Raw genomic sequence first — 3,043 nt, forward strand, 5'->3', positions numbered from 1 at the left:
CGCGGCAGTGTCGGGCCTGGCCGCGCCGCCTTCCGCCGATCGCCTGATCGCCCATGTGGTGATCAGGCCCGGCGCGCCCGCGCCCGACCCGGTCGCGCTGCGCGCGCGGCTTTCGCAGCGGTTGCCCGCGTATATGGTGCCTTCGGCCTTCCTGCCGGTTCCCGAAATTCCGCGCAATGCCAATGGCAAGCGCGACCGCGGCGCGCTGCCGGTGCCGCCGCAGCTGACCCGCCCGCCCAAGGCCCGCAGCACCGGCACCGCGACCGAGGCAAGGCTGATGGCGCTGATCGAGCAAGAGGCCGGGGCCCCTCTGGTTGCCGGCACCCGCGACAGCCTGCGCGAGGCCGGGCTGGATTCGCTGGCGATGGCGAACCTGCTGTTCGCGATCGAGGACGCTTTCGGCATCACGCTGGATGCTGGGTTCGAGGCGGGGTTCGATACGGTCGAAGTGCTGGCCCTGATGGTCGATGGCCGGTGCGCCGCGCCGCCTGCCCCCGCATCGCCCGATATCGACGCCGCGCTGTGCGCGAAGATCCTGCCATATCTCGCCACCTGGCCGGGGCGGCGGCTGGGCAAGGCGGGGCTGGTGCGCGGCCCGGGCGGCGAGGCGCGGCCGGGCCCACGGCTGTTCTGGTGCTTTCAGTCGGGGCCCGAACTTGCCCGGCTGGGCGAAAGCCTGGGCGAGGCGGTGTCGCTGTTCGGATTGCGTTCGGGACATCTGGCCATCGAATACAGCGCCGACACGCTGGGGGCGCTTGGCCGGCTTTATGCCGACGAGATCGCGGCCATCGCCCCGACCGGCCCGCTGTTTCTGGGCGGAAATTGCCAGGGCGGCCTGGTGATCCGCGAAGCCGGGCTGGAACTGATGCGCCAGGGCCGCGAGGTTGCCCTGACGATCCTGATGGAGCAGGGCCGCTTCTTCCATTATCCGGGCGCCGCCCTGCTTCTGTTCGGCGCCGGCAGCTATCTGAACCCCTATGGCCAGATCCAGGCGCCCGAACAGGTGTTCCGCACCGCCTATCCCGCGGGCCATCAGGTCGAGATCATCCCCGGGGCGCATGGCCAGTATTTCCAGCCCGGAAATGTCGATGCGCTTGCGGCGACGATCCTGCGCCACCTCGATCTTCCCCGCGGCGGGCCCGCAGCCGTCTGCGACCGCCCTGCCCGGAGCGAGCCGCAGGATTGCGGGCTTCCGGTCTGACCATGGCCGCGCGCCTTGCCCAGGCCCTGACGCGCCTGCACCAAAGCATCGCCCGGCTGCGCGGCACCCGGCGCCTGACCCGGCGGCTGACCGGGCGCCAGCTCTGGCGCGCCGCGCGCGCGGGTCTGGGGGCCGGGCGGGGCATGCTGGCCTATCCCGTCGCATGGTACGGCCTGTTCCGGCCGCGTGACGCGCTGGCGGATGCGGTTTCCGAACTGCTGATGCTGGGCTTCTACGGGGCGAATGCCCGCTCTCCCTCGGCGCGGCTTCTGGCCCGGCAGGTTCAGCGCGGCCAGGTCGGCGGGGTGTTCTTCGTCACCCAGAACATCGGCAAGCTTGACGATCTGACCGATCTGCTGCGCCTGTTCCGTGCCGGCAACGCCCGGCCGCTGATCGCCATTGATCACGAAGGCGGCGTGGTGCAGCGCCTGACCCCGGCGCATGGCGCCACCCGCCTGCCCGCTGCCCGCAGCGTCGCCGAGACCCTGTCCCCACAAGAGGCGCGCACGCTTTACGCCCGGGCGGGGGATCAGCTGGCCGGGCTGGGCTTCAACATCAATCTTGGCCCCGTGCTGGATGTCGACGATCCCGCAAATCCGGTGATCGGCCGGCCGAAACGGTCCTATGGCACCGATCCCAGCCGCATCGCCGCCTATGCCGAGGCCTTTGCCAGCGGCTTTGCCGGCGCGGGCATCCTGTGCGCGGCCAAGCATTTTCCCGGCCATGGCCGCTCGGCGAAAGACAGCCATCACGGCGTCGCCGACATTTCGGCGCATTGGACCGAGGCGGAACTGGACCCCTTCGCGCGCCTGTTCGCCTCGCCCCATGTCCCCGCGATGGTGATGATGGGCCATCTGCGTCTTGACCGGCTGGCCCCCGACGGCCGGCCGGCGACGGTTTCGGCCCCGATCGTGACGGGGCTTCTGCGCCAGACGCTTGGCTACGGCGGCGTGGTGATGACGGATGATGTCGACATGGACGCGATCCGGCATCTGATGAGCCGAAAACAGGCCGTCATTCGGGCGCTGGCGGCCGGAAATGACCTGATCATGATCAAGAACCTGTTTGGCTATGACCCTTTGCTGCCCCAGCGCGCGGTGCGCTGGGTGCGCAAGGCCATCGCCCGCGGAGACCTGACCGAAGCGCAGGTCATGGCCGCGGTCGCGCGCGTGCGTGCGATGCGTCGGCAGGCCTGGCAGGACAGGGGGTAAGGCGCGCCGGACCCCGGCCGCCCTGCCCCCCGGGCGCTTCCGCCCTCAGGTGACTGCGGCCCTTTGCAGAAGGCGCATGGCGCGGCGGAAATGCGGCATGTCCAACATCTCGCCATCCAGCGACGTCGCGTTGCCCTCTGACGCCGCGAAGGCGTCTTTTATGCGCCGCGCCTGTGCGAGGGCGGCCTCGTCGGGGGCGAAGGCCGCGTGGATCGGGGCGATCTGCGCCGGATGGATCGCCAGCTTGCCCGAGAACCCAAGATCCGCAGCCTGACCGGCCTCGGCCCTCAGACCGGCCTCGTCGCGGAAGGCGGTGTATACCGCATCCACCGCCGGCACCCCGGCCTCGCCGGCGGCAAAAAGCGTCAGGTCGCGGATCAGGCGGAAGGGCGAATGATAGGCCCCCGCCGCATTGCGGTTCCGCAGCGCGCCCAGATCGGCCATCAGATCCTCGCCCCCCCAGGTCAGGCCGCCCAGCGCCGGATGCGACCAGTCCGAGCGCATCAGGCTGCGCACCGCGCGCACCGTTTCGGTCGCGATGGCCAGGATCGGGACATCGCCGCCGCCATGCGTCGCGACAAGCCGGGCCAAAGCCTCGACATCGGCAGGCCCCGCGCATTTCGGCAGCACA

The 3,043-nt window shown here is 70.6% G+C and carries 3 protein-coding genes; 2 read left to right on the top strand and 1 reads right to left on the bottom strand.

Annotated features, from left to right (window positions below; all coding sequences use genetic code 11):
• Together K1Y73_RS21680 and K1Y73_RS21685 are read left to right on the top strand one after the other, a co-directional pair.
• On the top strand, positions 1–1,201 hold a 1,201-nt coding region (locus K1Y73_RS21680), incomplete at its 5' end, for a phosphopantetheine-binding protein (RefSeq protein WP_225030482.1).
• A gap of 2 nt (positions 1,202–1,203) precedes the next feature.
• Complete coding sequence (locus K1Y73_RS21685) at positions 1,204–2,412, top strand: glycoside hydrolase family 3 N-terminal domain-containing protein (RefSeq protein ID WP_225030483.1); 1,209 nt, start codon at positions 1,204–1,206, stop codon at positions 2,410–2,412.
• A 45-nt stretch (positions 2,413–2,457) separates the two neighbouring features.
• On the opposite strand, the gene K1Y73_RS21690 is transcribed toward K1Y73_RS21685, so the two are convergent.
• A partial coding sequence (locus K1Y73_RS21690) for an HpcH/HpaI aldolase/citrate lyase family protein (protein WP_225030484.1) occupies positions 2,458–3,043 on the bottom strand: 586 nt, incomplete at its 5' end.

It is taken from the genome of Xinfangfangia pollutisoli (genome assembly GCF_020179405.1).
In the GTDB taxonomy this organism is placed as follows: Bacteria; Pseudomonadota; Alphaproteobacteria; order Rhodobacterales; family Rhodobacteraceae; genus Pseudogemmobacter; species Pseudogemmobacter pollutisoli.